The organism is Mesorhizobium sp. B2-8-3, from assembly GCF_006440815.1.
Lineage (GTDB): Bacteria > Pseudomonadota > Alphaproteobacteria > Rhizobiales > Rhizobiaceae > Mesorhizobium.
In genome coordinates, this window is record NZ_VFTW01000034.1 from 16,125 (window position 1) to 39,738 (window position 23,614).

Sequence of the window (23,614 nt, forward strand, 5' to 3'; positions counted from 1 at the left end):
TGTCCGAAAACCGGCGTCCACTTTTCGCTGACGCGGATCTTCGGTTCGGAATCATGCTCAGCGTGTCTTGGCGGTCGCCAGCGCGCGCGAGAAGGCGGTGGCAAAACTCTCGCGATCGTCGGGATTGAGGAAGCCGCCGATCGCCACGCTCTTGCCCTGCGCTTCGACGGCCATCTTGGTGATGCCGATCTCGCTGTGGCGGGCGATCGAAAACCGCGTCCAGAACGGATTGAAATGATGCGCCTCCGAACGACCGGACGGCGCTGTCTTGCGAATGTCGAGACTGGTGCGCGAGACCGAGATTTCCTCGCGGGCGCGCGCGGCCCGGTAATTGGCGCGGAAGGCGATGTAGACGGCGATCACGTCGAGGCCGAAGAAGCCGAACACCGGCCAGGCGCCGTGCGCCAGGAAGAAGGCGCCGGTGACCGCCCAGCCGAACAGAAGCGCTCCCATCAGGATCAGGAAGCCGGTGCGGCCGAGAGAGCGGTGCGGCGTCAGCAAGGCTTGGAAAAATGGCTCGTCGGCCTGGAACGAGGCGTTTGTGTCGCTCATGAGGGAATATTATAGGAAGGAAATGGCGCCTCCCAAATCGAAAAAATCCGTAGCTGTCAAAAAGTCTCAACCCTCCACTGCCGGTGGCAGCCGGGCGCCTGGTCGGCGGCCGCGAAAGGCCGCCTCGCGGTCGCTCTATAGCCCCGCCGAGGTGCATGAGATTTTCCGGCGCTTTTGCGTGCAGCGGCCTGAGCCGAAAGGCGAGCTCGACTATGTCAACGCCTTCACCCTGCTGGTCGCGGTGGTGCTGTCCGCGCAAGCGACGGACGCCGGGGTCAACAAGGCGACGAAGGCGCTGTTCGCGGCGGCCGATACGCCGGCCAAGATGCTGGCGCTGGGCGAGGCCAAGGTCGGCGATTATATCCGCACCATCGGTCTGTGGCGCAACAAGGCGAAGAACGTGATCGCGCTGTCGAAGGCGCTGATCGACGATTATGCGGGCCAGGTGCCGCAGGATCGCGACGAGCTGGTGAAGCTGCCGGGCGTCGGGCGCAAGACCGCCAATGTCGTGCTCAACGTCGCCTTCGGCGAGCACACAATGGCGGTCGACACACATATCTTCCGCATCGGCAACCGGATCGGGCTGGCGCCCGGCAAGACGCCGGAGCAGGTCGAAGAAGGGCTGCTCAAGGTCATCCCGGCTGAATTCATGCGCCATGCGCATCACTGGTTGATCCTGCACGGCCGCTATGTCTGCAAGGCGCGCAAGCCCGATTGCCCGGCCTGCGTCATCGCCGATATCTGCAAGTCTAAGGAAAAGACCACCGACGTGCCGGCCCCGCTGGTGCCGATCGCGCCACTGGACGAGACGTTTCCGGCCGAGGCCTAGTAGCCGTAGCCGCGCGCCATCGCCGCGGCGAAGACGGGGATCAGCAGGAAGATGAAGCCCTCAGCGCGGACATAGTTCTTCACCGAAGCCAGTTCCGCCGCCGGCACCGCGAAAGACGGATTGCCGCTCGCCTGCCTGTTCCAGGAGATGAAGCGCATGGTCGGCGCGATTGACAGCAGGCCGACGATGGCGAAGGCCACCATCTTTGCCCAGAACACCCAATTGTAGATGTAGAATTCCCAGCCTTTCAGGCCGAAGAACACACGGCAGACGCCGACGATGACGATGGGCGCGGCGACGATGCCGTAATAGCGATCGATGCCGGCAAGGCGCTTCAGCGTCGCCGCTGCCAGATCGCCGCGCACCAGCACGAACTCCGCGCCGATGATGCCGGCCAGCGAGAACACCAGAAGGTGATGCGCGATCGCCAGCAACAGGTCCGTGGTGTCCATGGTGCGTCTCCGGTCGACTTGCGCTTTTGGGTTGGTTTCGCGCGCAAACTAGCATCGCCAGGCGAAAAGCCCATAGCGATGCAGCCGTGCCTGGCCATTATGGCTGGAAGAGCCAACGCATTGGCCTGGCTCTTGATCGAGCGTGCTGTTTTGCTAAGCGCTGTCGCGTCGATGGAGGGCAATGCCATGAGCATCAAGACGGAAGCCGGCGTGCCGCTTCTCAAAACAGCGCGCACCGTTTTGCGGCCGCACAGGCTGGACGATTTTGAAACCTATGCCGTCATGTGGGCGGAGCCCGCCGTCACCCGTTTCATCGGCGGCAAGCCGCGCACGCGCGAGGAGAGCTGGATGCGCTTCCTGCGCCATGCCGGCCTGTGGTCGCTGATCGGCTACGGTTTCTGGGCGATCGAGGACAAGGAGACGAAGCGCTTCATCGGTGAGGCCGGGTTCCACGATCTGAAGCGCGAGATCGAGCCGTCGATCGAAGGCGTGCCGGAGGCAGGCTGGGCGCTGGTCTCGGAGGCGCATGGCCAGGGGCTTGCGAGCGAAGTCGTCGGGCGGATTGTCGCCTGGAGCGACGAGGCGTTGGGGCTGGCGAGAACCGTCTGCATCATCGATCCGGAAAACGGCGCGTCGCTCAAGGTGGCCGAGAAGAACGGCTATCGCGAGATCCTGCGCACCACCTATCACGAAAAGCCGACGATCCTGTTGGAGAGGCCGGCCGGATCGAGCGGCGCCAAGGCCTAACCAGCTTTGCGGCGCAGGGTCTTGGCCAGCGTGTCCCAGGCATCCGTCACCGCACCCTGTGCCGTGTGCCCGCCGTGCAGGACCGCGGCCGCGTCGAATGGCTGGGGTCGCGCGATCGCATAGCCCTGCGCATAGTCGACGCCGATCGCTTTCAAGGCTTCGACGATGCCGTCGCTTTCGACGAATTCGGCGATGGTGCGTTTTCCGGTCACCTTGCCGATATGATGGATCATCTCGACCATCGCGCGATCGATGCGGTCGTCGAGCATGTCCTTGACGAAGCTGCCGTCGATCTTGAGGTAATCGACCGGCAAATGCTTCAGATAGGCGAAGGACGACATGCCGGAGCCGAAATCGTCGCGCGCGAAGCGGCAGCCCAGCCCGCGCAGGTCGGCGATGAAACGCATGGCCTCGGTCAGATTGGCGATGGCGCTGGTTTCGGTGATCTCCAGGCAGATCGTTTCGGGCGCAATGGCGTGCGCGGCGAACTGCTCGCGCATGAAGCCGAGAAACGTTTCGTCGCCGAACGTGGCGCCGGAGAGATTGATCGCGCAGGTGGATATCGGCGTCGCGCGCGGATCGGTGCGTCTGGCCGCCAATGTGGCGAAAGCGTTGCGCACCACCCAGCGATCGATCGCGGGCATCAATCCGTAGCGCTCCGCCGCCGGAATGAAGCTCTGCGGGGTGACGAAGCTGCCGTCGTCGTCGGTCAGCCTGAGCAGGATTTCGATATGCTCGCCTGGCTCGGCAATATCGTCCCGCAGCGGCGCGATCTCCTGCGCATGCAGCCTGAAGCGGTTCTCGTCCAGTGCGGCATGCAGGCGCTGCACCCAGGCCATCTCGCCGAAGCGCTCGCGCAACGCCGTGTCGCCGTCGCTGTGGATCTGGACGCGGTTGCGGCCCTTTTCCTTGGCCATGTAGCAGGCGACATCGGCGGCGCGCAGCACCTCCTCCAGCGTCATGCCGACATTGGCGACTTCGACCATGCCGATGCTGACGCTTGTGTTGAAGGGACGCCCTTCCCAGGAAAAGTGCAGATCCTGGACCGTCGCGCGCAACCGTTCGGCGGTGGCGGCGGCACAGTCGGTATCGCAATCGAAGAGCAGCACGCCGAACTCGTCGCCGCCCAGCCTCGCCAGGATGTCGCCGGGCGGCAGCTCATTGGCGAGCAGCACCGAGATCTGGCGCAGCAGCTGGTCGCCGGCGGCATGGCCGCAGGTATCGTTGACCAGTTTGAACTGATCGAGGTCGAGATACATCAGCGCGTGCCGGCGCGGCCTTTCCGGCGCTTCGGAGATCGCGCTCGCCAGACGGTTCTCGAAGTCGCGGCGGTTGACGAGACCGGTCAGCGCATCATGCGATGCCTGCCACGACAGCCGCTCGATATAGTCCTGCTCACGTGTCATGTCGTGCAGGGCCAGGACGGACCCCAGGACCGTGCCGGAGACGATCAGCGGAGCACCGTTCAGCGCCACCGGCACGACCGAACCGTCGGGACGCTCCAGAAGCTGCGGGCGCACATTGGAGCGGCGCGGCTCGCCCGCCAGCAGGCGCGGGACCAGATCGGTCTCCTCGACGCCGCTGTCCTTGTCGACGAGCCGGAACAATGAGGCGACCGGCCTGCCCTTGGCGGCGGCCAGCGAACAAGCAAGCAGCCTTTCCGCTCCGGCATTCATATAGTCCAGCCGCCCCTCGGCATCGGTGCTGATGACGGCCTGGCCGATCGAAGCCAATGTGATCTGGGCACGCTCGCGCTCGGCATTGAGAGCGTTCTGGAAGGCCTGGCGTTGCTTCATCAGCTTGCGCGTGCGCCAGACGGCAAGCAGGATAAGCAGTGCGGCGGTGGCGAGATTGGCCGCCGTCAGCGCCATCTTGATGAAGCGCGATCCCTCGCCCAGACTGTCGGAAAAGGCTTTGGAGAGCGGCCCGATCCGGAGATCGAGCTGGTGGATTTGCGCCTTCCAGAGACTGATCTCGGCCGTCGAGGCCGGTCCGTTCTCGAGCCTGCGATGCATGTCGTCGCCAAGGCTTTCGATGGCGAGGATCATTTCGTCGGCCGTAGCCCAGTGGCGGATGGCGATGTCGAGATAGCTCACGGCGCGAAAATTCCGGAACAGCCAGATCATGCCGGCGACATCGTCGGGATGGTTGTTGCCGCCAAGAAAGCCGAGCCTGGCCGCATTCGCGTCGGGCTCGGCCTGTTCGAGCGCAAGCCGCGCGGCGCGATCGGCGAGCGGCACGGCGATGGCTTGACGATATTCGCTGAAATACTCTCCCCGGCCGGTGTCGGCATAAAGGCTGAGGAAATAGATGGCGTGCTTCTGTCCCTTCGACCATTGGCTTTCGCCGCCGACATAGGCGCGGACAGCTGACAGCGTGTGGAGGCTAAGCGTCGCAACCAGTGCCTGGATCAGGACGACCGCGACGAAAGGCCAGACGAGCCCGATGAGACGCGGGGCGGCATCGGTCGATGACAGCTTCATCCCATTCCCATGGAGCGTGCGCGGGCTCCCTCGGTGTCTGTCCGACTGGCTCATCCGCCGGTTGAGACGATGTTTTTCCCCACATGTCGTCCGGTTACTGGCGACATCAATCCAGATAGCGTGCCTGGCTTAACAGCCGATAAATTTGTTCAGTATTTGTTTTATGAGTTGTTGCTCAGCAACAAAAGGATGCGTACGCCGCTTGATGCCGATATTTTTGTGCATAGTATCGATCCAGAGTGCGGGGACTCGGAAGAAAAAGCCGGCAACATCAATCCGATAGCGCCCCAGCTGTCTCTCAGCGTTTAGCCTTGGATTTGTTGAGGGCCACGGCTTCGCGGACGAGCGCCTTCAGGGCATCGGCGTCGACCGCGTCGCCCTCCTTGAAATCGATGGCGCGCCTGGTGTTGCCTTCGAGGCTGGAGTTGAAGAGCTTCTTGGGATCGGACAGCGCCGCGCCTTTGGCGAAGGTCAGCTTGACGACGGCCTTGTAGGTCTCGCCGGTGCAGATGATGCCGGCATCCTCCCAGACCGGCACGCCGCGCCATTTCCATGTCTCGACGGCTTCCGGCGCGGCTTGCCTGATCAGGGCGCGGAGCCGGGCAAGCGTCTCGCCGCGCCAGTCGCCGAGTTCCTTGATCCTTCCGTCGATCAGCTCGGATGCAGACTTGTCGTCCTGCGTGCTGCCTTCTTGCATATCCGGTTCTCCTTCGGGCTTGATAAGAGATCGCCACCATGGCCTTTTCAGGGAGGCGACGCTTGATCTTTCGTGCGCTTACATCCGTTCACCGGGCAACTGGCTCGCCTGCTTCACCCAGGAAACGAATTGCTCCTCGTCGAGCCGGTCGCTCTCATGGATGTGGAAATAGCGCGTATCCTTGCTCCTGGATTCGACGGGCGGCACGGGTTCCAGCGACAGGCCGCGGAAGAAGGCCACCTTGATGTATCTGGCGAAGCAATGGACGCCGAGGAACCAGCCTTCGCCTTCCATTCCGTAGAAGGGAGAGTTCCATTTGACGGCCTTCTGCACGTTGGGAACGGCCTCAACGATGAGCTGGTCGAGCCGGCGCCCGACCTCGCTCTTCCAGCCCGGCATCGCCGCGATATAGGCCTGGACGGGCGCGTCGCCATAGCCCTTGGCGATCTGCGGGTTGCCGCCTGAAAGCAGGACAGGTTCCGCGTCCACGGATCGCGCAACCTTTGCTTTTGCCTTCGCCATCAGGCCGATCCCGTTCGCTCGCTCGTCTGCTCGCTGCGCCACCTGACGGCATAGGGCAGCACGAACATGTAGAGCCCGCTGAACAGCAGCAGGAAAAGCGGGATCAACGGCGAATAGACGATCCAGGCGGGCGGTGGGCCCATGGCCATGGCGGCGAAATTGGCAATGACGGTGACGGTGAAGATGATCGACAGCCAGCGGTGAAGCTGCCTGATCCATTTGCTCCAGTTCAATCTAACCTCCCTTGCAAATGACGATACGGATCGAGCTGCCTACCAGCGCGCCAGCTGCGAAAGCTGAATGAGGTTGCCGCAGGTGTCGTTGAGCTGGGCGATGGTCGCGCCGGTCACCGCGGTCGGCGCCATGGCAAAGCTGCCGCCATTGGCCTTGATGCGCTCATGGTCGCTCTTGATGTCGTCGGTGAATAGCATCAGAGCCGGCTGGCCCTGCTTGAAGATGGCCTGCTGATAAGTCTTTGCAGCCGGATTGTCGTTGAGGGCCAACTGCAGTTCAGTGCCGTCCGGATCGTCAGGCGAGGTGACTGTCAGCCAGCGAAAAGGCCCGTTGGTGAAGTCGGCCTTCTTGGTGAAGCCCAGGACGTCGGTGTAGAAACGAAGAGCCTTTTCCTGGTCGTCGACATAGATGCTGGTCAGCTTGATCTTCATTGTCGTGTCTCCATTGCTTGCGCCCGCGGTTTGCCGCCCCGCCAGGACCGTGTCTGTCTTTTGAAGCTTCGGCGGACTTCAATCGATCCGCGAAAGCAGCTGCTCCAGGGCGGTGAAGTTGCGCTTCCAGCCCACCGTGGCGCCGCGGTAGTACGGCTCCTGATCGGTGCGGAAGCCGACCTGCTCCATGCGCAGATGCGTGCCCGTGCCAGTCGGGGTGAGCGTCCAGGTGACGACGCTCTCGAGGTCCTTGGTGTCCCAGCTGTAGGACAGGGTCCTGTTGGGCTCGACCGTCCGCACTTGGCAGTCGACGCCTCCCCATTCGGCGCTCAGATTGAAGCGATGGTCCACGACCGGCTTGAAGCTGTTCTTCATCAGCCACTCCTCGATGAGATGCGGTTGGGTGAGCGCGCGCCAGATCTTTTCCGGCGGAAAAGGTATCTCGCGCTCGACGATAACGGAGCGCGTTGCGGCCGGCACTTCATTCATTGATCCATCCTTTTGAGCAGTTCCTCCAGATCGTCGAACCGGCTTTCCCAAAACCCCGCCATGTGGCGCGTCCAGTCCATCAACGGCGCCAGCGCCTTGAGCTGGGCGCTGTAATGGGTCTGGCGGCCCTCATGGCGGTCGCGCACCAGGCCCGCCTCCTTGAGGACGCCGAGATGCTTCGACACCGCCGGCTGCGATACGCCGGCCTGCGCGGTCAGGGCACCGACCGTCTGCTCGCCCTGGCGGCAGAGACGTTCGAAGATGGCGCGCCGTGTCGGATCGGCAAGCGTCCTGAACAGTATATCGTGCGAGGCCGACATCTCAATCAATAACCCGTTGGCTATTGATTACGTATAACCACTGGGATATGTATGAGTCAAGCAGCGAATCGCCAGCCGCAGCAAAGCGACCGCAACAAGGGGGCCGCTGCCCAGGGAAATGGCTTTGGGCCTATACCGACACGCCGGCACGACCTTTCCCGAACGACACCGAATAGGATGGTTGCTTTATGCCGGATCGACCACCGGAACGGTCAGATCCCTAAGCAGCGTCGAAAGCTCCGGTTCGTCGATGAGCAGGGCGGCGTCGGCTGCTGGAAGCCATGCACGCTGCCGGTTCGCGGCTTCCTGCCAGTCGGCAAGCTCCTCGGTGACCTCGAGCAAATAGACCGCGACGTCCACGCGAATGAAGCCATTGGTCATGCGTTTCCAATAGGAATAGGTGCCGGCAGGCTGCTTCAGCGTCCTGCCGAGAACGCCTGCTTCTTCCTGGGCTTCGATCGTTGCCGCCTTGCGCCCGCTCTTGCCCTTCATCGGCCAGCCCTTTGGCACAATGAAGCGCCGTGTGGTGCGTGAGGTGACCAGCAACACTTCCAGGTTGCCGTCTTCCCGCAAGCGATACGGAATGGCCGCCACCTGGCGGATCCGTTGGCCCTTCTTGGCTCTGCGAACTGCTTTCTTCTTGGTTGTTGCCATCCCAAATTCCGGTGAGAGCAGCATCCCTGCCATACGCTCTCGCGCGGCAAAAACCTGTCCTCCTGCAAACCCTAGAGCGTTTCACCGTTTCTCGGAAACGGCGAACCGCTCTATCTCTTTAGTTTTGACGCTATTCCCGACGGAAAACCGTGTCACACTTTTCCTGGAATTGCTCTAGAAACACCGCCCTTGCAATCCGCCATTTTGCCAGCAAGTAAGTCGGCTAATAAACTGAAAAAAACAAAATGTCAGCGGCAAACCCGTGAAATCGTGTTGCCGACCGCTTCCATCCGACAGGTCTTGTCATATACCGGCACATCGGGCTTGGGCTTGGGCGCGCTCTGCCGGTCAAGCTCGCGATACAATTGCTGTTGCTGCTGGTATTGCTGCCGCTGCAAGCGGTTCTGCAACTGCTGCAGCTGGTTCTGCTGCACCAATGCGTCGCGATTCGTCGGGATGACGATCTGCGCATGAGACGACGCAACCTGAGAAATCGCTGCCGCCAGCACGGCGCCTGCCAGAACAGCCAGAGTGTGACGAAGCATCCGCACGGCTCCCATACGAAAAACCATGCACTTCATATAGTGCGGGCGGTCAATAACGCCATGGGCACTGCGAAACGTGATGCGGCCCACGGAAGCTGGGCGATTGGCTATGCCGTGACGCCGGCACTGGAGGTCGGGGCCGACATCCCGGTCAGCGACATCGCCAGCTTCCGCATCTACGGAAAGGCCGGCGTCGAATTCTCCACCAAGCAGTGGGAGATCGAGGGGCGTTTCGCCGCCGCCGAGAATCTGCCCGGCAACCCGGCATTGCACTTGACGGAAGCCATCGATTCGCCGCTCTATCGGGTCGGCGCCGGGCTGGAGCTCAATGGCGTCAACGGCGTTGGTCTGGCGGTCAGGTACAACGGCGCCTTCGGGGAAACGGTCAAGCAGAACGCGGTCAGCGCGTCTCTCAAGGTCAGCTTCTAGCTGACGCGGGGCGGCGGCCAAGAAGGGAAGTCATGAGGACGAAGTACGCGTATCTCGCGGCGATGCTGGTAGCCGCCTGCATTGCCGGTGTGCCGGCGGTGGGATTTGCCGCGCAGAACAAGGGCGACAAGGTGGCGCCAGCGGCCCAGCCCGCCGACGCAGCGGCCAAGCCGCAACTGCCGGGCGGCGCCTCGGCGCTGTCGGAAACGCATGGCGACTGGACGGTCAATTGCCAGGTCACCGGCACCAGCAAGGTCTGCAGCCTGTCGCATCAGCAGTTCAACAAGCAGAGCGGCCAGCGGCTGCTGGCGATCGAATTGACGACCAAGACAGGCCAGGACGCCGCCGGCACGCTGGCGCTGCCCTTCGGGCTTGCCCTGGCCAACGGCATTTCGCTCGAGATCGACGACAAGAAGCTGGACGGGACGCTGCAATTCAACACCTGCCAGGCGGTCGGCTGCCTGGTGCCGGTGACGTTCGATGCCGATACCACGCCGCTCTTGCAGAACGGGACCACGCTGAAGATCAACGCCACGGCGGCCGACACGACGCAGCCGATCTCCTTCACCATCTCGCTCAACGGCTTCGGCAGCGCGCTGGCGCGGACGGCGGACCTGTCGGCGGACTAGTTTGTCGGAGACCGGCCGACTGAACGCTTCGTCATCCACGGGCGAAGCAAGGAGCGAAGCGACGCGGCGCAGACCCGAGGATCCATTCCGTGACATAGGAGCGCCGCTCACGGTGCAGAATTCTGCACCGCTGCGCTCTACAATCCAGGTTACGGAATGGATCCCAGGGTCTCCGCGACGCCGCTTCGCGGCTGCTCCGCCCAGGGATGACGAGGTTGGAAGGCTTCGGCCAACCACCACGGTTTGCCTCGCTACTCCACCTCGCGCAGACGGTAGCCGACGCCGGTCTCGGTGATGATGTAGCGCGGCTGGTCCGGCGTCTTCTCGATCTTCTGCCGCAGCTGGCGCACATAGACTCTCAGATACTGGACGTCGGTGGAGTCGTTCCAGATCTGCTTCATCAGCAACTGGTGCGTCAGCACCTTGCCGGCATACTGCACGAGCATGCGCAGGATGTCGTATTCCTTGGGCGACAGTTTCACTTCCTTGTCCTCGACCTTGACGATGCGCTTCACCAGGTCGACGGAAAGGTCGCCGGTGTGGAACACCGGCTTCTCGCCCTGCTGCTGGAATTTGTGGCGCAGCGCCACGCGAATGCGCGCGACCAGCTCGTTCATGCCGAAAGGCTTGGTCACATAGTCATCGGCGCCAAGCTCGAGCGCGGCGACGATACCGGCCTCGTCGGTGCGGCTGGACAGGATGACGACCGGAACGTCGAGGCCGTCGCCGCGCCATTTGCCGAGCAACTCGAGGCCGGTCATGCCGGGCAGGCCGAGATCGAGCAGGATAAGGTCGGGCCGTTCGGCCTGCATGAGTTCGATCGCCGCCTTGGCGTTAGGCGCCTCGAAGACCGCGTAGCCCTGGCTGCCGAGGCCGACGCGCAGCAGTTTGCGGATCGGCGGTTCGTCGTCGACGACCAGGATGGAGACGGTCTGGTTCGTCATGCCGCGTCGTCCGTAAGGGGTGCGCCGAGCGCCGGCAACTCAGTCGGCACCGGCATGCGGATGGTGAAGATCGCGCCCGGACGGTCGGTGCGGTTGGCCGCCGCGATCGTGCCGCCCATCGCCTCGATGAAGCCACGGCTGATCGACAGGCCGAGACCCGTGCCGGCGCGCACCTGGTCGCGCTTGCGCACGCGGTAGAAGGTGTCGAATATCCGCTCCAGGTCGTCGGGCGGAATGCCCGGTCCCTCGTCCATCACCTGCAGGATGACGGCGCCGTTGTCGACCCAGGCCTGCAGCCGGATGGCGGAGCCGGGCGAGGCGTATTTGGCGGCATTGTCGAGGAGGTTGAACAATGCCTGCTCGAACAGAACGGGATCGAGCCGCAGCATCGGCAGGTCGGCCGAAATGTCGGTTTCTATTCTGTGTTCGGCGGTGATCTTCCGCGCCCGGTTCAGCGCCGATCCAACGACATCGCCGACATAGTGGAATGCATGGTTTGGCTCCATAGCGCCCGACTCGATCCTGGTCATGTCGAGCAGATTGGCGATGAAGCGGTTCAGCCGCTCCGCTTCGCTGACGACCGTCGCCAGAAGTTCGGCGCGATCGTTTTCCGGCAGCGCTGGCGCGAATTCCTTCAGGGTGCCGGCCGCGCCCATGATCGCGGCAAGCGGCGTCTTCAAGTCATGCGAGATCGAGGTGAGCAGCGCCGAGCGCAAGCGGTCCGCTTCGGCGGCCAGCCTGGCGCGGTCGACATCGGCGACGAGCTGGACGCGCTCGATGGCGACCGCTGCCTGGTCGGCCAGGGCGTCGAGCAGCCGCTGCTGCTCGGGCGTCAGCAGGGGCCCTTGCTTGTCGTTGTCGAGGCCGACCACGCCGATCGCGGTGCGCCCCGTCCGCAGGGGGAGATAGAGGCGTTTTGCGCCAGGCAAGGTGTCGGCGCCGCGGCCGGCGGCACGGTTGTGCTCCCAGGCCCACCGGGCGGCCGCGATATCAGCTTCGGCCAGCGTGTCGTCCGGCGGATAGCCGGCCTTGACGGTGATGGTGTCGTTTTCCGGCAGGAGCAGCACGACGCGGACCTTCAGCATCGAGGCGATCTGGAAGGCGGTGGCCCACAGCACGTCGTCGAGCGTGCCGGCGCCGGCGAGCTTCTTGGAGAAGGAGTAGATGTCCTCGGTGGCGCGCGCCCGCGAGCGCGCGGCAACCGCCTGGCGCTGAACACGCGCGGTCAGGTTACTGGCGATCACGGCTACGACGAGGAAGACCGTGAAGGCGACGATGCTTTCCGGATCCCTGATCGTCAGCGTGTAGCGCGGCTCGAGGAAGAAGAAATTGAAGGCAAGCGCGCTGAGAAAACACGCATAGAGCGCCGCCCAGAGCCCGAAGGTCACGGCCGCGGTCAGCACGGCCAGAAGAAGGACGCTGGCAAGATTGCGGACGTCGAGGAACTGGTCGAGGATCGAGCTGACGGCTAGCGCGCCGGCGACATAGGCCGTCGAGAACAGATAGGGCCAGATCTGGACAGGCTTCTGCTCGGGCGCGGCCTTGACCCGTGCCGGCGGTGTGTCGCCATCGCGCTCGGCGCCTGAAATGACATGGACGCTGATGTCGCCGGCATTGCGGATCAGGTCATAGGTAAGCGAGCCCTCGATCAGCTCGCGCCAGCGCGAGCGGGTCGGCCTGCCGACGACGATATGGGTGAAGTTGTTCGCCGTCGCGTGGCGCACGATGTCCTGGGCGACGTTCTGACCGGGAATGGTGGCGATCTCGGCGCCGAGCTGTTCGGCAAGGCGCAGATTCCTGGCCAGGCGGTCCTTGTCCTCCTCGGACAAGCCGGCGAGCCGCGGCGTGTCCACGTGCAGCGCCGTCCAGGGCGCGCGCAGCCGGTCGGCGAGCCTGCGCGCATAGCGGATGCGGGCCGCCCCGCCAGGTTGCGAGTCGACGCAGACGAGAACCCGCTCGCCGGCCGCCCACGGGCCCGGAATGGCATGCGACTGCATGTGGTTGAGCAGCTGCTCGTCGACGCGCTGGGCGGTGCGGCGCAGGGCCAACTCGCGCAGCGCCGTCAGATTGCCCGGCGAAAAGTAATTCTCGATCGCGCGCTGCGCGGTGTTGGGGAAATAGACCTTGCCATCCTGCAGGCGCTTGATCAGGTCGTCGGGTGTGAGGTCGATGATCTCGATGTCGTCGGCCTCGTCGATGATGGAATCGGGAACCGTCTCGCGCACCCGGACGCGAGTGATCTGGGCGACGACGTCGTTCAGGCTTTCGACATGCTGGATGTTGAGCGTGGTGTAGACGTCGATGCCTTGCGCCAGGATCTCCTGCACATCGAGATAGCGTTTGGGGTGCCGGCTGCCGGGCGCGTTGGTGTGGGCAAGCTCGTCGACCAGGACCAGCGCAGGGCGCCGCTTCAGGATGGCGTCGATGTCCATCTCGTCGAGCGTCTGGCCGCGATACTCGACCAGGCGGCGCGGGATCACCTCATAGCCGTCGACCAGGGCCTGGGTTTCCTTGCGGCCATGGGTCTCGACAATCCCGATCACGACGTCGATGCCGTCGGCGCGGCGGGCGCGGCCCGCCATCAGCATCTCATAGGTCTTGCCGACGCCGGGCGCGGCGCCGAGAAATATGCGCAGACGGCCACGGCCCTCGCGCTCGGCATGCTCGAGGAGCGCGTCGGGGGAGGGTCGGTTCTTAGGGTCGGTCCTGTCGTCCGGCATCAGGTCCAATCATGAATTGCGCCGGGGATCGTGTCGATCCCCGGCGCGGGCGGATTACTTCAGCTCGTCCAGCGCCAGGTTCAGCGCCAGCACGTTGACCACCGGCTCGCCGAGGACGCCAAGCTCGCGGTCCTCGACATGGCTGTCGACCAGCGCCTTCACCTTGGCCTCGTCCATGGCGCGGGCCTTGGCGACGCGCGGCACCTGGAAATAGGCGGCCTCCGGGCTGATGTCGGGATCCAGGCCGCTGCCCGAGGTGGTGACGAGGTTCATGGGCACCGGCTGGTTCGGGTTCTCGGCCTTCAGCTTCCCGGCGTCACCCTTGATGCGGTCGATGAGCTTGGGGTTGGTAGGGCCGAGATTCGAGCCGCCGGAGGAGGCGGCGTTGTAACCGTCACCGGCCGCCGACGGCCGGCCGTGGAAATAGCGGTCGCTGGCGAAAGCCTGGCCGATCAGGCTGGAGCCGATGACCTTGCCATCCTTTTCGATAAGGCTGCCATTGGCCTGGTTCGGAAACAGCGCCTGGGCGATGCCGGTCATGCCGATCGGATAGACGAGGCCGGTCAGCACGGTGAAGAAGACGATCATGACAAAGGCGGGTCTGAGTTGCTTGAACATCGGGGCAAATCCTTATGCGAGGCCTAGGGCCGTGACGACCAGGTCGATCGCCTTGATGCCGACGAACGGCACGACGATGCCGCCGAGGCCATAGATCAGCAGATTGCGGGTGAGCAGCGAGCCCGCGCCGATGGCGCGGTATTTCACGCCTTTCAGCGACAGCGGGATCAGCGCGATGATGATCAGCGCGTTGAAGATGATGGCCGACAGAATGGCGCTCTGCGGCGTCGCCAGATGCATGACGTTGAGCGCCTGCAGCGGACCGGTGGACTGGCCGGGCGCGACGTAGAAGACCGCGAACATCGCCGGGATGATGGCGAAGTACTTGGCCACGTCGTTGGCGATGGAGAAGGTCGTCAGCGAGCCGCGCGTCATCAACAGCGCCTTGCCGATCTCGACGATCTCGATCAGCTTGGTCGGGTCGGAGTCCAAGTCTACCATGTTGCCGGCCTCGCGCGCAGCGACGGTGCCGGTGTTCATGGCGACGCCGACATCGGCCTGGGCCAGCGCCGGCGCATCGTTGGTGCCGTCGCCGCACATGGCGACCAGCTTGCCCTTGGCCTGCTCCTCGCGGATCAGCGACAGCTTGTTCTCGGGCGTCGCCTGGGCGAGGAAGTCGTCGACGCCGGCTTCGGCGGCGATGGCAGCCGCGGTGAGCGGGTTGTCGCCGGTGATCATCACCGTGCGGATGCCCATCTTGCGCAGCTCGGCGAAACGTTCGCGGATGCCGCCCTTGACGATGTCCTTGAGGTGGACGACGCCGAGCAGGCGGCCGTCGCGCTCGACCGCCAGCGGCGTGCCGCCGGCCTTGGCGATCTCGTCGGCGATCGCCTGCAGGTCGCGGATCGTTTCCGTCGTCGGACGCGTGCCATGGGCGGCGACGGTCGCCTGATTCACGTGATTGAGCACCGCATCGACCGCGCCCTTGCGCACCGACGAACCGTCGATGTCGACGCCGCTCATGCGGGTCTGCGCGGTGAAGGGCACGAAGGTCGCGTGCAAGGTTGCCATGTCGCGGGCGCGGATGGCGTATTTCTCCTTGGCGAGCACGACGATCGAGCGGCCTTCCGGCGTCTCGTCGGCCAGCGATGCAAGCTGTGCTGAATCGGCCAGCTCCTGCTCGGTGACGCCCTTGACCGGACGGAACTCGGTTGCCTGGCGGTTGCCGAGCGTGATGGTGCCGGTCTTGTCGAGGAGAAGCGTGTCGACGTCGCCGGCGGCCTCGACGGCGCGGCCGGACATGGCGAGCACGTTGAAGCGCACCAGGCGGTCCATGCCGGCGATGCCGATGGCCGACAGCAGCGCGCCGATCGTGGTCGGGATCAGCGTCACGAAGAGCGCAACGAGGATCGTCACCGAGATATAGCCGCCCGAATAGGAGGCGAAGCTCGGGATGGTCGCGGTGGCCAGCACGAAGATCAGCGTCATGCCGACAAGCAGGATGTTGAGCGCGATCTCGTTCGGCGTCTTCTGGCGCTCGGCGCCCTCGACCAGCGAGATCATGCGGTCGAGGAAGGTCTGGCCGGAAGCGGCTGAGATGCGCACGCGGATCCAGTCGGACAGAACCTGGGTGCCGCCGGTGACGGCCGAACGGTCGCCGCCGGATTCGCGGATGACGGGCGCGGATTCGCCGGTGATCGCCGCTTCGTTGACCGAGGCCACGCCTTCGATCACCTCGCCGTCGGATGGGATGATGTCGCCGGCCTCGACCAGCACGACATCGCCGACCTTCAGGCTGGTGCCCGGCACCAACTTGAATTTGGTGCGGTCGCCGTTGGTGAGCAGCTTGGCCTGGGTTTCGGTGCGCGCCTTGCGCAGCGAGTCGGCCTGCGCCTTGCCGCGGCCCTCGGCCACCGCCTCGGCGAAATTGGCGAACAGCACGGTGAACCACAGCCAGATGATGATCTGCAGCGTGAAACCGAGATCGCCGCCGCCGGCGATCAGATCGCGGATGAAAAGCACGGTGGTCAGCAGCGAGACGACCGCAACGACGAACATCACCGGATTCTTGACCAGTGTGCGCGGATCAAGTTTGCGGAAGGCGCCGCCGATGGCGGGCACCAGGATGCGCGCATCCATGATAACAGCGGATTTGGACTGGCTCATTTTTGGGCTCCAGTATCGGTTATGTTGGACGGCGCCGGGTGTTCGGTCTTCGGGAAAAGGCGCGGAAGGCCGATGGCCAGCAGCCACAGCACGAACAGCACGGCCGCCATGCCGAGAAAGGTCGAAAGGGTCGGGAAAGGACGAGGCTTTTCGTCCCTTCCGTTGTCGGGCGCTCCGTCACCGGTCTGGTGACGGTCGTTGCCACGTATGTCGTTGAAGCGGGGCATGGTCATCTCAGAAGGTCTGTCCATGGATCATCGCCAGATGCTCGACGATCGGACCGACGGCGAGCGACGGGAAGAAGGTGAGGCCGCCGACGATGACGATGACGCCGACCAGCAGGCCGACGAACAGCGTGCCGTCGGTCGGGAAGGTGCCGGCGGAGGCAGGCACGGTCTTCTTGGCGGCCAGCGAGCCGGCGATGGCCAAAGCCGGGATGATGACCAGGAAGCGGCCCATCAGCATGCCGACCGCCATGGTCAGATTATACCAGGGCGTGTTGCCGGAGAGGCCGCCGAAGGCCGAGCCGTTGTTCGCGGCGGCCGAGGTATAGGCATAGAGCACCTCGGTGAAGCCGTGCGGACCGCCATTGGCCATCGAGGCCACGGCGCTCGGCAGGACAACGGCGATGGCCGTGAAGATAAGCATCGCCAGCGGCAGGCACAGGATGGCAAGCATCGCCATCTTGACCTCCCTGGCCTCGATCTTCTTGCCGAGATATTCCGGCGTGCGGCCGACCATCAGGCCGGCGACGAAGACGGCGACGACCACGAACATCAGGATGCCGTAGAAGCCGGCGCCGACACCGCCGACGATGACTTCGCCGAGCTGCATGTTGATCAGCGGGATCATGCCGCCGAGCGCTGTGAAACTATCGTGCATGGCGTTGACGGCGCCGCAGGAGGCGGCCGTGGTGATGACCGCGAACAGCGCCGAGGCGGCGATGCCGAAGCGCGTCTCCTTGCCTTCCATGTTGCCGCCGTCGATGCCGAGCGCATGGACCAGCGGGTTGCCGGCGGCCTCGGCCCAGTAGCAGACGGCGACGCCGACGAGGAACAGCACGCCCATCGAGGCGAGGATCGCCCAGCCCTGGCGCTCACTGCCGACCATGCGGCCGAAGACATTGGTGAGGCCGGCGCCGAGCGCGAAGATCGACAGCATCTGGATCAGGTTGGAGATGGCGTCCGGATTCTCGAACGGATGCGCGGCGTTGGCGTTGAAGAAGCCGCCGCCATTGGTGCCGAGCATCTTGATGGCGACTTGCGACGCGACCGGCCCGAGCGCGATCGTTTGCTTGGCGCCTTCCAGCGTGGTGGCATCGACATACGGCCCAAGGGTCTGCGGGATGCCGAGCCACACATAGGCAAGCGTCAGCACGATGCAGAGCGGCAGGAGCACGTAGAGCGTGCAGCGGGTGAGGTCGACCCAGAAATTGCCGATCGACTTGCCGGAGGCGCGTGCGAAGCCGCGGATCAAGGCGATCGCGATGGCAATACCGGTAGCGGCCGAGACGAAGTTCTGGACGGTGAGGCCGGCCATCTGCACGAGATAGGACATCGTGCTTTCGCCGCCGTAGTTCTGCCAGTTGGTGTTGGTGATGAAGCTGGCGGCGGTGTTGAAGGCCAGCTGCGGGTCGACCGCGGTCATGCCCGCGGGATTGTAGGGCAGCACGCCCTGCAGCCGCTGCAGCGCGTAAAGGACCAGCAGGCCGGCGAGATTGAAGAGCAGCATGCCCGTCGCGTAGACGGCCCAGTGCTGTTCTTCCCTGTCGCTCGTGCCGGCGAGGCGGTAGAGGCCACGCTCGATAGGGACGAGCACCGGCGACAGCAAGGTGTGATCGCCGCTGAAGACGCGGTACATATAGAAGCCGAGCGGCTTCACGAGCAAAAGCAGGATCCCGCAATAGACAAGGATCTGTATCCAGCCATTTATGGTCATGATGGGCTCTCCGCGTGCCGGTCAGAAGCGCTCTGGGCGGATCAGCGCGTAGGTGAGGTAGGCAAGCAGGAACAAGGTCACCGCGCCGCCGAGGATGTAGTCAAAAAGCATGGTACGGCCCTTTCTCAGATTCTCTCGCAGGCTTTGACGTAGGCTAAGGACAGGGCGAAGAATAAAATCCCGATCCCGAGAACTATGAGGTCCATTGCAGGTGTTCCTTGTTTTCCACTTGTGTCCACAGACCGCATAGGCGGGCTGAAAACTGCACGCACGCGCTCGTCACCTTGGCGGCGACGGCGGTTCACAGCGTTTCTTCGAATGGAAATATGGACCCGATCGCCATAAAGGTTCGAGACGGGAGGGATGGGAAAGATATAGGAATTTTATAGGGGTTTTGGGCGGGTGGCGACCGCGTTATCCAACCTGCTGAATAGGCGCCGTAAACTTATATGGTGGTTTAGTCCGTGAAATTCTGAAGACCGGGTCAATCGACATACCTGCAGCGGAAGGCGAGGAAGTGAGCGAGATCTTTGAACCCAAGATCATAAGTGGATCCAGAGGCAAAGCCGTGCTGTATCTTGTTGGAAGCTTGGCACTCTTCTGGGCCGGTGCAACGATTGTGCCGGATACCGATTTCGAACGTGTCCTAACCGAGCTTGGACTGGTTCTCTTTGGGTTGTGCTTACCTCTGTTCGGCTGGCTGATAATCCGTCCACAATCGCTGCGGCTGAATAGCTGCGGATTTACTCTATGCGGCGGACTAGTCCGTTCACAGAAGCAAGTTCTTTGGGCAGACATTGACGGCTTCTTTGTCTATAATTTACCCAAAGGCAACCAGGCAGTTGCTTACAATTTTCGACCGGGGGCTAAAACCGCTTCACCGCTTACGCGGATCAGCAAAAAACTGGGAGCTGAAGCCTTGTTGCCCGGTGTATGGCCGTTGTCGGCCGAGCAGATGGTCGAAACCCTGAACGTCTATCGGCTCCAGGCGTTAAGTCGTGAGCCCGAGCAGTCGTCAGAACCGCCGCTCTCAGGTGGTGGATTATAATCCAGTTCCCGGCCGCCGATCCTTCCACGGCATCTCCCCTTCCAACTGCGTGGAAAGCGCCAACACCGCCGCCTCGTCGCCATAGCGGCCAACGAGCTGGACGCCGATCGGCACGCCGCCGGCCGACTGCCCGAGCGGCAGCGAGATCGCCGGCAGGCCGGAGATGTTGAAGGGGAAGTTGAAGACCGCGTCGCCCCATTTGGCGTTGTAGCGATCGAGATCGGTCTCCGACATGTCGTAATAGCCGAGCGGACGCGGCAGTTGCGTCAGCGTCGGGGTGATGAAGATGTCATAGGGGTTGAGGTCGCCGACGATATCGCGGCCGATCAACCTCAACTGCTCGACATCCGAAATATGCTTGATGCCGCTGGTCGCGCGGCCGCGCTGGATGATCGCCCAGGTCAACGGTTCGACATCGTTCGGCGTGACGGGGCGGCCGACCAGCGTCTCCAGGAAGCCGAAAGTGGCAGCCGTCTGCACGCAGGTCATGTCGGTGTAGATCTTCCAGACGGCATCGGCGTCGAGCGGCATGTCGTGCTCCTCGATGTCGTGGCCGAGACGTTCCAGCGCGGCGACCGTGGAGAGCGCGGTTGCCTTGACGTCAGGATCAATCGCCGTGCCGTTGGGCGGCGTGACGGTAAAGCCGATACGCAGTTTCTTCGGCGCTCGCGCGGAAAGGCTGAGCCAGCTGTCCGCCGGCACCGGCGGCGTGTAGGCGTCGCCAGGCAGGGCGCCGGCCACCGCGTCGAGATAGGCGGCGGTGTCGCGGACCGTTCGCGAGCAGCAGAGGAAATAGGCGCCGCCATACCAATAGTCGCCGAAGGGCGCCAGGCTGACGCGGCCGCGCGATGGCTTCAGGCCGACAATGCCGCAGCAGGAAGCCGGAACGCGGATCGAGCCGGCGCCGTCGCTGGCTTCGGCGATCGGGACCATGCGCGAGGCGATCGCGGCAGCAGCGCCGCCGCTCGAGCCGCCCGGCGTGACGCCTTCCTTCCACGGGTTCTTCGTCGTGCCGTAGAGTTTCGGCTCAGTGGTGATCGACCAGCCATTCTCCGGCGCGTTGGATTTCCCGACCAGGACAAGGCCCGCCGCCTTGATGCGGCGCACCACCTCGCTGTCGGAATCGGCGACGAAGTCCTTGAGGTAGCGGCAGGAATTGGTGAGAGGCGCGCCGGTCCAGGACGAAGCGAGCTCCTTGAGCAGATAGGGAACCCCGGCGAAGGGCGCGTTCTTGTCAACCGACGCCGCCTGGGCGCGCGCCAGGTCGTAGAGACGATGGACGACCGCGTTGAGTTCCGGGTTGAGGCGCTCGATCATGGTGATCGCCGCTTCGACGAGCTCGGCGGGAGAAACCTCGCCGCGCTTCACAAGTCCGGCGAGAGCCAGCGCGTCGGACTGGGTGTAGGTTTCGAGCAAGCTCTTCGAGATCGCGACCATGTGTTTCCTCCCACTTGCAAGTGCTGTCAGCTGAGAACTGACCCGTACTCGCCCTCACCCAGCCTCCGCTTCGCTCGGCTGGCCTCTCCCCGCTGCGAGAAGAGATTGTCGGCGTCGGCGCCAACCTCTTCTCCGCGCAGGGAAGAAGGTGGCCGCGAGGCGGCCGGATGAGGGAGCGACGGCTTTAGCCCAGCTCGACGGTGCGCTTTTCCGCGATGCTCTGCTCGGCCGCCAGGACGATGCGCAGGCTGTTCACCGCGGCATCCATCTGTTCGGTCAAATCGAGATCCTCGCGGATGGCGCGCAGGAAGAAGGCCTGCTCGCGGTCGCAAAGCTCCTGATGCCCAGGTTCGTCCTCCATGCTGACGATCTCGTCGGGCTTGGCAAAATTCTTGTCGCCGTCGACCTGCGCATAATGGATCTTCAGCGCGTCGGTCTTGGTGTGGCGGTCGATGTCGGCGGAATCAGACACCTCCTCGGCGTCCTTGGCGCTGCTGCCCGATTGGCCGGCGACGATCGAGACGGCGCCCTTGGGACCGACCACGTCCTTCACGAAATAGGCCGTCTCGCTCATCATCGGGCCCCAGCCCGCCTCATACCAGCCGACCGAGCCGTCATCGAAGGTGACGTGCAAATGGCCGTAATTCTGCTTGTCGGCCTCGGCCCACAGCTTCGCGCCGATGCCGTGCACGCGCACCGGCTTGGCGCCGGTCAGCTGGCACATGACGTCGACATAGTGCACGCCGCAGTCGACGATCGGGATCAGCGAATCGATCAGGTTCTTGTGCCAGTGCCAGGCGGTGCCGCTGCTCTGCTGGTTGAGGTTGAGGCGCATCACCAACGGCTTGCCGAGCGTCTTGCCGACCTCGATGAATTTGATCCAGGACGGGTGGACGCGCAGGATGTAGCCGAGCACCAGCTTGCGGTACTTCGCCCGCGCCGCGGCCACAACCTTCTCGGCGTCCGCGATGTTGGTGGCCAGCGGCTTTTCCATGAAGACATGGCAGTTGGCGGCGATCGCCTTCAGCGCGTATTCGGCGTGCGTGTTCGGCCAGCTGTTGATGGAGACCGCGTCCGGCTTGGCCTCCTTCAGCGCCAGGTCGAAATCCTCGTAGAGCGGGTAGCCGGCGAGTTCTTTCGGGATCTTCTTGTTGCTCTTGATGCTGCGGCTCATGATGCCGACGATCTCGAAGCCGTCGGAGCGGTGATAGGCGCTGGCATGCGAGGCGCCCATATTGCCCAGACCAACCACCAGAATTTTAACTTTGTCGGCCATTTCAGCCTCCCTAATTTCTTGATTCAGTCATGGGCGGCGATCGATCGCCGCTCGTATGCCTATCTGGGACAACCACCTTAGGTCAGCGCCGCCGCTCATCACCCGGCCCCTTCCTCTCCCCCGTCGATCGGGGGAGAGGTGTCGAGCAAAGCTCGACGGAGTGGGGGTCGACCTTCGCCGCGCGCCTGGTTTCTTGCGCGCCAGATTGTGCCTGTCTTGCAGCGGCTACGCGTTTGGCGAACGCCTTCCCCCACTCCGTCGCCGCTTCGCGGCGCCACCTCTCCCCCTTCCGGAGGGAGAGGAAAGGAGCCAGCCCCCTTACTTCACGGCCGAATCGAACAGGTGCGCCTTGATCTTGTCGACGTCGAGCGCGGCAAAGCCTTCCGACAGCTTCACGCCGTCGGCGTCGGCCTTGACCTTGGCCTTGTCGAAGTCGTTGGCGGCCGGGATCAGGTCGTTGGTGCAGACGTCCTCGGCCTTCACCGGCGCGGTGATCTGGCCGATCTTGAGGATCTCGTCGAAGAAGCCCTGCCAGCTCGCCATGTCGTGCGAGCCCCAGCCGCCACGCTTGTCCATGTCGCCGCGGAAGACGTTGATCTGCTGCAGGATCGAGGTGGTGCCGAGTTCGGGGCCGAGGTTCTTGGCCAAGGTCGGGAACTGCTCGAACACGGCCTCGACCGCGGCGCGCGGGTTCTGGTAGCCGAATTCGAGACCCATCGCCCAGCCACGCAGATATTTCTCCAGGAAAGCCTTCTTGTCGGCGTCCTCGAGATCGGCGGCGCGCACGACGAAGGTGTTGGCCGGCAGCTTCGAGTTCTGCACGCCGAGCCAGTATTCGAAGTCGAGGCCCTTGGCGATCCATTCGGCGCGCAGCCCCTCCCAGGAGAGCGCGGCATCGCCCTGGCCGCCGGCAAGCGCGGTGCCCCAGGTCGGCCAGCCGGCCTCGACATATTTCACCTTCTTGATGTCGACGCCTTGGGCCGCAAGCAGCGGATCGACGATCGCCTGCCAGGCGGCGGAGCCGAGCAGGATGGTCTTGCCTTCGAGATCCTTGAGGTTCTTGGTGCCCTGGCCCTTGCGGAAGGCGATGCTGAAGGTGTCGCGCGCGCCCATGTGGAAGACGGACTTCAGCTTCATGCCGTTCTGGATGGCGAAGGAGAAGACGCCGGGCGAGGGGAAGCCCATGTCGGCCTGGCCGACATCGACGAACTTCACCGTCGCGGTGCCATCCGACGGGCCCGGCTGCATGTCGGTGGCGAGGTCGCCGAAATAGCCGGCCTTCTTGGCCGACCAGTAGGGATAGTCGTCCAGCACCTCGAGCGTGCCGCGCGGCGAGATCCAGGTGAATTTCTCATAAGCCGCCGCCCTGGCCTTCAGGCCAGACGCGCCGAGCGCGGTGGCGGTCACGACGCCGGCCGCCGTCACCTGCAGGAAATAGCGGCGGCTGATGCCCGCTCTTGTCGCTGTGTCGAATGAGCTTTCGTTGATCATGGCATTCCCCTTTTGTTGATTGC

The 23,614-nt window shown here is 63.8% G+C and carries 27 protein-coding genes; 6 read left to right on the forward strand and 21 right to left on the reverse strand.

The annotated features are described in order from the left end of the window. Positions 1-57: 57 nt before the first annotated feature. Entirely contained in the window at positions 58-552 is a 495-nt protein-coding gene (locus tag FJ418_RS29290) for a DUF2244 domain-containing protein (RefSeq protein WP_140644552.1), read from the reverse strand. A 22-nt stretch (positions 553-574) separates the two neighbouring features. On the opposite strand from FJ418_RS29290, the gene nth reads away from it, so the two are divergent. Next, positions 575-1,381, forward strand: coding sequence for an endonuclease III (gene nth, locus FJ418_RS29295; RefSeq protein WP_140871660.1), 807 nt, complete (start codon positions 575-577; stop codon positions 1,379-1,381). Here nth and FJ418_RS29300 read toward each other — a convergent pair. Further along, positions 1,378-1,833: a DUF2214 family protein gene (locus tag FJ418_RS29300; protein ID WP_140871662.1), complete on the reverse strand. Its 456-nt coding sequence runs from the start codon at positions 1,831-1,833 to the stop codon at positions 1,378-1,380. The two genes, nth and FJ418_RS29300, sit on opposite strands and share 4 nt — an antisense overlap. Positions 1,834-2,019: 186 nt before the next feature. Here FJ418_RS29300 and FJ418_RS29305 point away from each other — a divergent pair, with 186 nt between their 5' ends. Further along, on the forward strand, positions 2,020-2,580 hold the full coding sequence (locus FJ418_RS29305) for a GNAT family N-acetyltransferase (RefSeq protein WP_140871664.1): 561 nt from the start codon (positions 2,020-2,022) through the stop codon (positions 2,578-2,580). Here FJ418_RS29305 and FJ418_RS29310 read toward each other — a convergent pair. Further along, on the reverse strand, positions 2,577-5,063 hold the full coding sequence (locus FJ418_RS29310; RefSeq protein WP_140871666.1) for an EAL domain-containing protein: 2,487 nt from the start codon (positions 5,061-5,063) through the stop codon (positions 2,577-2,579). The genes FJ418_RS29305 and FJ418_RS29310 overlap by 4 nt on opposite strands. 33 nt (positions 5,064-5,096) lie before the next feature. Between FJ418_RS29310 and FJ418_RS29315 the strand changes: the two genes are divergently transcribed. After that, entirely contained in the window at positions 5,097-5,372 is a 276-nt protein-coding gene (locus FJ418_RS29315) for a hypothetical protein (RefSeq protein ID WP_140871668.1), read from the forward strand. On the opposite strand, the gene FJ418_RS29320 is transcribed toward FJ418_RS29315, so the two are convergent. The 8 genes from FJ418_RS29320 to FJ418_RS29355 all read right to left on the reverse strand — a co-directional run bounded on the left by FJ418_RS29320 (position 5,362) and on the right by FJ418_RS29355 (position 8,955). After that, positions 5,362-5,760 (reverse strand): DUF1801 domain-containing protein, encoded by a 399-nt coding sequence (locus FJ418_RS29320; protein WP_140871670.1) that lies wholly within the window; start codon positions 5,758-5,760, stop codon positions 5,362-5,364. The two genes, FJ418_RS29315 and FJ418_RS29320, sit on opposite strands and share 11 nt — an antisense overlap. A gap of 78 nt (positions 5,761-5,838) precedes the next feature. Next, entirely contained in the window at positions 5,839-6,282 is a 444-nt protein-coding gene (locus tag FJ418_RS29325) for a DUF1801 domain-containing protein (protein ID WP_140871672.1), read from the reverse strand. Next, on the reverse strand, positions 6,282-6,515 hold the full coding sequence (locus FJ418_RS29330) for a hypothetical protein (RefSeq protein ID WP_140786118.1): 234 nt from the start codon (positions 6,513-6,515) through the stop codon (positions 6,282-6,284). The genes FJ418_RS29325 and FJ418_RS29330 overlap by 1 nt, the downstream gene beginning before the upstream one ends. Positions 6,516-6,554: 39 nt before the next feature. Then, positions 6,555-6,947, reverse strand: a complete 393-nt coding sequence (locus FJ418_RS29335) for a VOC family protein (RefSeq protein ID WP_140647937.1) — start codon at positions 6,945-6,947, stop codon at positions 6,555-6,557. 78 nt (positions 6,948-7,025) lie between these two features. Continuing rightward, positions 7,026-7,436, reverse strand: coding sequence for an SRPBCC domain-containing protein (locus tag FJ418_RS29340; RefSeq protein ID WP_140658085.1), 411 nt, complete (start codon positions 7,434-7,436; stop codon positions 7,026-7,028). Beyond that, positions 7,433-7,756, reverse strand: a complete 324-nt coding sequence (locus FJ418_RS29345) for a metalloregulator ArsR/SmtB family transcription factor (protein WP_140710240.1) — start codon at positions 7,754-7,756, stop codon at positions 7,433-7,435. Before FJ418_RS29345 ends, FJ418_RS29340 begins: the two co-directional genes overlap by 4 nt. A gap of 186 nt (positions 7,757-7,942) precedes the next feature. Continuing rightward, positions 7,943-8,410, reverse strand: coding sequence for an NUDIX hydrolase (locus FJ418_RS29350; protein WP_140858321.1), 468 nt, complete (start codon positions 8,408-8,410; stop codon positions 7,943-7,945). A 248-nt stretch (positions 8,411-8,658) separates the two neighbouring features. Beyond that, positions 8,659-8,955 carry a hypothetical protein gene (locus tag FJ418_RS29355; RefSeq protein ID WP_140647934.1) on the reverse strand — a complete coding sequence of 99 codons (297 nt, stop codon included), beginning with the start codon at positions 8,953-8,955 and terminating at the stop codon, positions 8,659-8,661. A gap of 60 nt (positions 8,956-9,015) precedes the next feature. Between FJ418_RS29355 and FJ418_RS29360 the strand changes: the two genes are divergently transcribed. Both FJ418_RS29360 and FJ418_RS29365 read left to right on the forward strand, forming a co-directional pair. Then, positions 9,016-9,384 (forward strand): hypothetical protein, encoded by a 369-nt coding sequence (locus FJ418_RS29360; RefSeq protein ID WP_181167140.1) that lies wholly within the window; start codon positions 9,016-9,018, stop codon positions 9,382-9,384. A gap of 32 nt (positions 9,385-9,416) precedes the next feature. Beyond that, positions 9,417-10,013 (forward strand): invasion associated locus B family protein, encoded by a 597-nt coding sequence (locus tag FJ418_RS29365; protein ID WP_140871674.1) that lies wholly within the window; start codon positions 9,417-9,419, stop codon positions 10,011-10,013. Positions 10,014-10,264: 251 nt separating this feature from the next. Here the strand turns inward: FJ418_RS29365 and FJ418_RS29370 are convergent, their stop codons facing one another. The 7 genes from FJ418_RS29370 to FJ418_RS29400 are packed head-to-tail and all read right to left on the reverse strand — an operon-like array spanning position 10,265 to position 18,450. Then, positions 10,265-10,957, reverse strand: coding sequence for a response regulator transcription factor (locus FJ418_RS29370; protein WP_140871676.1), 693 nt, complete (start codon positions 10,955-10,957; stop codon positions 10,265-10,267). Continuing rightward, positions 10,954-13,677, reverse strand: a complete 2,724-nt coding sequence (locus FJ418_RS29375) for a sensor histidine kinase KdpD (RefSeq protein ID WP_140871678.1) — start codon at positions 13,675-13,677, stop codon at positions 10,954-10,956. The genes FJ418_RS29370 and FJ418_RS29375 overlap by 4 nt, the downstream gene beginning before the upstream one ends. A gap of 54 nt (positions 13,678-13,731) precedes the next feature. Then, positions 13,732-14,295: a potassium-transporting ATPase subunit KdpC gene (kdpC, locus tag FJ418_RS29380; RefSeq protein WP_140871680.1), complete on the reverse strand. Its 564-nt coding sequence runs from the start codon at positions 14,293-14,295 to the stop codon at positions 13,732-13,734. A gap of 12 nt (positions 14,296-14,307) precedes the next feature. Then, on the reverse strand, positions 14,308-16,401 hold the full coding sequence (gene kdpB / locus FJ418_RS29385; protein WP_140871682.1) for a potassium-transporting ATPase subunit KdpB: 2,094 nt from the start codon (positions 16,399-16,401) through the stop codon (positions 14,308-14,310). Beyond that, a complete protein-coding gene (locus FJ418_RS29390) occupies positions 16,398-16,652 on the reverse strand; it encodes a hypothetical protein (protein ID WP_246683268.1) in 255 nt (84 codons plus the stop codon). The genes kdpB and FJ418_RS29390 overlap by 4 nt, the downstream gene beginning before the upstream one ends. After that, positions 16,636-18,339 (reverse strand): potassium-transporting ATPase subunit KdpA, encoded by a 1,704-nt coding sequence (gene kdpA, locus FJ418_RS29395; RefSeq protein ID WP_140871684.1) that lies wholly within the window; start codon positions 18,337-18,339, stop codon positions 16,636-16,638. The genes FJ418_RS29390 and kdpA overlap by 17 nt, the downstream gene beginning before the upstream one ends. Before the next feature lie 21 nt (positions 18,340-18,360). Then, complete coding sequence (locus tag FJ418_RS29400; RefSeq protein ID WP_036257910.1) at positions 18,361-18,450, reverse strand: K(+)-transporting ATPase subunit F; 90 nt, start codon at positions 18,448-18,450, stop codon at positions 18,361-18,363. Between the two features lie 406 nt (positions 18,451-18,856). On the opposite strand from FJ418_RS29400, the gene FJ418_RS29405 reads away from it, so the two are divergent. After that, on the forward strand, positions 18,857-19,387 hold the full coding sequence (locus FJ418_RS29405) for a hypothetical protein (protein ID WP_140871686.1): 531 nt from the start codon (positions 18,857-18,859) through the stop codon (positions 19,385-19,387). Here the strand turns inward: FJ418_RS29405 and FJ418_RS29410 are convergent. From FJ418_RS29410 to FJ418_RS29425, 3 genes are all read right to left on the reverse strand, one after another. After that, positions 19,382-20,824, reverse strand: coding sequence for an amidase (locus FJ418_RS29410; protein ID WP_140871688.1), 1,443 nt, complete (start codon positions 20,822-20,824; stop codon positions 19,382-19,384). The genes FJ418_RS29405 and FJ418_RS29410 overlap by 6 nt on opposite strands. A 184-nt stretch (positions 20,825-21,008) precedes the next feature. Next, the gene (locus FJ418_RS29415; protein ID WP_140871690.1) at positions 21,009-22,100 is read right to left on the reverse strand and encodes a Gfo/Idh/MocA family oxidoreductase; all 1,092 of its coding nucleotides are present in this window, start codon (positions 22,098-22,100) and stop codon (positions 21,009-21,011) included. A 318-nt stretch (positions 22,101-22,418) separates the two neighbouring features. Continuing rightward, the gene (locus FJ418_RS29425) at positions 22,419-23,591 is read right to left on the reverse strand and encodes an ABC transporter substrate-binding protein (RefSeq protein WP_140858129.1); all 1,173 of its coding nucleotides are present in this window, start codon (positions 23,589-23,591) and stop codon (positions 22,419-22,421) included. Positions 23,592-23,614: the final 23 nt, after the last annotated feature.

Coding starts and splice junctions, on each gene's coding strand:
- FJ418_RS29290 (WP_140644552.1), bottom strand. CDS start 552: ATGAGCGACACAAACGCCTCGTTCCAGGCCGACGAGCCATTTTTCCAA.
- nth (WP_140871660.1), top strand. CDS start 575: ATGGCGCCTCCCAAATCGAAAAAATCCGTAGCTGTCAAAAAGTCTCAA.
- FJ418_RS29300 (WP_140871662.1), bottom strand. CDS start 1,833: ATGGACACCACGGACCTGTTGCTGGCGATCGCGCATCACCTTCTGGTG.
- FJ418_RS29305 (WP_140871664.1), top strand. CDS start 2,020: ATGAGCATCAAGACGGAAGCCGGCGTGCCGCTTCTCAAAACAGCGCGC.
- FJ418_RS29310 (WP_140871666.1), bottom strand. CDS start 5,063: ATGAAGCTGTCATCGACCGATGCCGCCCCGCGTCTCATCGGGCTCGTC.
- FJ418_RS29320 (WP_140871670.1), bottom strand. CDS start 5,760: ATGCAAGAAGGCAGCACGCAGGACGACAAGTCTGCATCCGAGCTGATC.
- FJ418_RS29325 (WP_140871672.1), bottom strand. CDS start 6,282: ATGGCGAAGGCAAAAGCAAAGGTTGCGCGATCCGTGGACGCGGAACCT.
- FJ418_RS29335 (WP_140647937.1), bottom strand. CDS start 6,947: ATGAAGATCAAGCTGACCAGCATCTATGTCGACGACCAGGAAAAGGCT.
- FJ418_RS29340 (WP_140658085.1), bottom strand. CDS start 7,436: ATGAATGAAGTGCCGGCCGCAACGCGCTCCGTTATCGTCGAGCGCGAG.
- FJ418_RS29345 (WP_140710240.1), bottom strand. CDS start 7,756: ATGTCGGCCTCGCACGATATACTGTTCAGGACGCTTGCCGATCCGACA.
- FJ418_RS29350 (WP_140858321.1), bottom strand. CDS start 8,410: ATGGCAACAACCAAGAAGAAAGCAGTTCGCAGAGCCAAGAAGGGCCAA.
- FJ418_RS29355 (WP_140647934.1), bottom strand. CDS start 8,955: ATGCTTCGTCACACTCTGGCTGTTCTGGCAGGCGCCGTGCTGGCGGCA.
- FJ418_RS29360 (WP_181167140.1), top strand. CDS start 9,016: ATGGGCACTGCGAAACGTGATGCGGCCCACGGAAGCTGGGCGATTGGC.
- FJ418_RS29365 (WP_140871674.1), top strand. CDS start 9,417: ATGAGGACGAAGTACGCGTATCTCGCGGCGATGCTGGTAGCCGCCTGC.
- FJ418_RS29370 (WP_140871676.1), bottom strand. CDS start 10,957: ATGACGAACCAGACCGTCTCCATCCTGGTCGTCGACGACGAACCGCCG.
- FJ418_RS29375 (WP_140871678.1), bottom strand. CDS start 13,677: ATGCCGGACGACAGGACCGACCCTAAGAACCGACCCTCCCCCGACGCG.
- kdpC (WP_140871680.1), bottom strand. CDS start 14,295: ATGTTCAAGCAACTCAGACCCGCCTTTGTCATGATCGTCTTCTTCACC.
- kdpB (WP_140871682.1), bottom strand. CDS start 16,401: ATGAGCCAGTCCAAATCCGCTGTTATCATGGATGCGCGCATCCTGGTG.
- FJ418_RS29390 (WP_246683268.1), bottom strand. CDS start 16,652: ATGGACAGACCTTCTGAGATGACCATGCCCCGCTTCAACGACATACGT.
- kdpA (WP_140871684.1), bottom strand. CDS start 18,339: ATGACCATAAATGGCTGGATACAGATCCTTGTCTATTGCGGGATCCTG.
- FJ418_RS29400 (WP_036257910.1), bottom strand. CDS start 18,450: ATGCTTTTTGACTACATCCTCGGCGGCGCGGTGACCTTGTTCCTGCTT.
- FJ418_RS29410 (WP_140871688.1), bottom strand. CDS start 20,824: ATGGTCGCGATCTCGAAGAGCTTGCTCGAAACCTACACCCAGTCCGAC.
- FJ418_RS29415 (WP_140871690.1), bottom strand. CDS start 22,100: ATGGCCGACAAAGTTAAAATTCTGGTGGTTGGTCTGGGCAATATGGGC.
- FJ418_RS29425 (WP_140858129.1), bottom strand. CDS start 23,591: ATGATCAACGAAAGCTCATTCGACACAGCGACAAGAGCGGGCATCAGC.